The 2,666-nt window shown below is 38.4% G+C and carries 4 protein-coding genes; 1 reads left to right on the top strand and 3 read right to left on the bottom strand.

Going from position 1 to position 2,666, the window contains the following annotated elements; translation table 11 throughout:
- The 3 genes from AC1DND_RS25175 to AC1DND_RS25165 all read right to left on the bottom strand — a co-directional run.
- Positions 1 to 1,223 (bottom strand): ATP-binding cassette domain-containing protein (locus tag AC1DND_RS25175; protein ID WP_477585279.1); only part of this gene is annotated, 1,223 nt, incomplete at its 3' end.
- Complete coding sequence (locus tag AC1DND_RS25170) at positions 1,223 to 1,486, bottom strand: Imm32 family immunity protein (RefSeq protein ID WP_477585278.1); 264 nt, start codon at positions 1,484 to 1,486, stop codon at positions 1,223 to 1,225. The genes AC1DND_RS25170 and AC1DND_RS25175, both read right to left, overlap by 1 nt.
- Positions 1,487 to 2,200, bottom strand: a complete 714-nt coding sequence (locus AC1DND_RS25165; RefSeq protein WP_477585277.1) for a 3'-5' exonuclease — start codon at positions 2,198 to 2,200, stop codon at positions 1,487 to 1,489. It lies immediately after the preceding gene.
- 97 nt (positions 2,201 to 2,297) lie between these two features.
- Here AC1DND_RS25165 and AC1DND_RS25160 point away from each other — a divergent pair.
- On the top strand, positions 2,298 to 2,666 hold a 369-nt coding region (locus AC1DND_RS25160), incomplete at its 3' end, for a DUF1579 family protein (RefSeq protein WP_477585276.1).

Genomic DNA, 2,666 nt, shown 5'->3' with positions numbered 1-2,666 from the left:
GCGTAAGGGTCCTGAAAAATAATCTGAACATCTTTCCTTAACTTTCGTAAGGCTGTTTTGTCAATGTGTGTAATATTTTCTCCGTTAAAAATGATTTCACCAGAAGTAGGCTGTATCAGCCGTAAAATGGTACGGCCGAGAGTGGTTTTGCCACAACCCGATTCGCCAACCAGACCTAAGGTTTCACCAGGAAAAACCTCAAAATTCAACTGGTCAACAGCTTTAACGTAATCAGTCGTTTTGCCAAAAAGACCATTGTGGATAGGATACCAGGTACATAGGTCTTTAATCTGAAGTAAAGGTTTCTGGTTGTAAAGTTTCTCTCTCCGTATGGCTATTTCTGCTGTTGTTAGCTGGTTTGAAGCCTGTAAATGTGCTGAAGCATCATCAATTTTTCCGGTAAGGAAATCGGCCACCACCGGTAATTTTTTTAATTGTAGACTAGGTGAGGGGCGACAGGCAAGCAAACCTTTGGTGTACGGGTGTTGTGGATTTTCGAAAATAGATTTCGCTGGGCCTTGCTCTACAATTTCGCCTTTGTACATTACAGCAACTTCATCGGCAATTTCATTTACTACGCCTAAATCGTGCGAGATAAAGATCATCGCCATATTCCGTTCCTGTTTCAGTTTTAACAGAAGCTCTAAAATTGTTTTCTGAACGGTTACGTCTAATGCCGTTGTGGGTTCATCAGCTATTAATAATTTTGGATCACAGCTTAATGCCATGGCAATCATTACCCTTTGCTTTTGCCCGCCTGATATTTGGTGTGGGTAACTATCAAATATTTTTTCTGGTCGGGGTAATTGCACTTCATTAAATAATGCGATGGTATGTTTTCTGGCTTCCGCTTTATCTACCTTTCGATGCAACATAATGGCTTCTGCCACTTGGTACCCGCAGGTGAAAACGGGATTGAGCGAAGTCATGGGTTCCTGAAAAATCATTGAGATCTGGTTTCCCCTGATCTGGCGGATTTCGTTTGAGCTGAGATTGAGCAGGCTAATGTCTTCAAAATCTATTTCTCCGGTAATTTTTGCGGCACGTTCATCATGCAAGCGCATAATAGAGAAAGATGTAACTGATTTTCCAGAACCAGATTCGCCAACAATACCTAAAACGGTTCCTTTTTTTACATTAAAACTGATCTGTTTTACAGCTTTAAACCAAGTTTTTTCGTCCTGGTTATAAAAATCGATATTTAGGTTTTCTACGTTTAGCATCAAATTTTTGATATAATAAGCTCATTTGAACCTGTTTCCAAACTATCATAATCGTCTAAATGATAGAGACAACCAATTGGGGTTTCATCTTGTGCTAAGGAAAGTAGCTGTTTTGCAAGGGAAATGAGTCCTTCTTTATTTGCATGAATCTGGATTTGATTTTCAATAATATCTGTTTTGAGAATGAATCCATCTACCCAGCTAGATTGCAACCCTACCTTATCATTATATTTTGGGATTTCCAGTTTTACTTCGACCATCATTTAGGATACAATTGTAATGTTTTCTGCCGGAATTATATTCATACCTTTAAATTTTAACAGTACCTGGGCGGTAGTAATTACATCTTTCTGGCAATAGGTAACAATTCTATCGAGATTTTTTTCTTCATAATAAACCTGCCTTACCTGCGCGCCGTTGATATCATCTTTAGGTGTAGGAATATCTAAAATAGCGGCCAGCAGGTTTAACGAAGTAAAATGTTTGTAATCGCCGAATTTCCAAAGTTCCATCGTATCGATATGGTTTACTTCCCAGGGTTTTTTGCCCGAAAGCTGCAATTGAACCGGAATTTCTATGCCGTTAACCAATAACCGTCGGCATAAATAGGGGAAATCGAATTCTTTTCCATTGTGCGCACAGAACATTAAGGTAGGCATTTGTTTACTCAATAAAGCAGAAAACTGTAACAGCATTTCTTTTTCATCATGGCCAAAAATAGATTTGATGCGCAAAGAGCAGGATTCGTTCTGTACACTGAAAATGCCCATGCTGATGCAGATAATCTTACCGAATTCGGCCATAATGCCTGCTTTTTCATAAAATTCTTCAGCAGTTTGGTCTGAACTTCTTTGATAATGTGTTTTCTGCTCCCAAAGTTCCTGAAAATGCGGGGGTACATCTTGAAAAGATGGATATTGAGGTACAGTTTCGATATCGATAACCATTACCTGATTGAGATCTAACGTCTTTAACATAAATAGATAGTTTTCAGTTAACAATTTACAATTTTCAATTCAAAATCTTCTATGCAAACAATTAAACATTACAACTTAAATTTTATAAGTTTGGATTATGGCGAAAAGTAAATTTGAGCAATCTTTAGCGGATGGGGCTCACCAAAAGCTTCAAAGTTTAATAGGTGCCTGGAATGGGATAACCAAAACCTGGTTTGAAAAAGATGTGCTGGCAGATGAATCTCCAGCTGAAGCAAAAATCACTTCAATTTTGGGTAACCGTTTTATTTCTATTGATTACCAGGGAAGTTTGGAAGGAAAAGCTTTTGAAGGCAAAATGATTGTCGGTTTCGATATTCCTTACCAAAGATTTACGACAAGTTGGCTTGATAGTTTCCACATGGGTACGCAGATTATGCTCTCGAGCGGCGAGGCTATAACAAACGGTTTTTCTGTTTTTGGCGAATATGGCAGTCCGGAATATGGT

This window comes from Pedobacter sp. 01N416, assembly GCF_056399685.1.
The sequence above is the reverse complement of the archived record's forward strand: the minus strand, read 5'-3'. Positions and strand labels throughout refer to the sequence as shown.

Bases quoted from the DNA above. Each gene is read 5' to 3' on its own strand.
- AC1DND_RS25170 (WP_477585278.1), bottom strand. From the start codon at position 1,486: ATGATGGTCGAAGTAAAACTGGAAATCCCAAAATATAATGATAAGGTA.
- AC1DND_RS25165 (WP_477585277.1), bottom strand. From the start codon at position 2,200: ATGTTAAAGACGTTAGATCTCAATCAGGTAATGGTTATCGATATCGAA.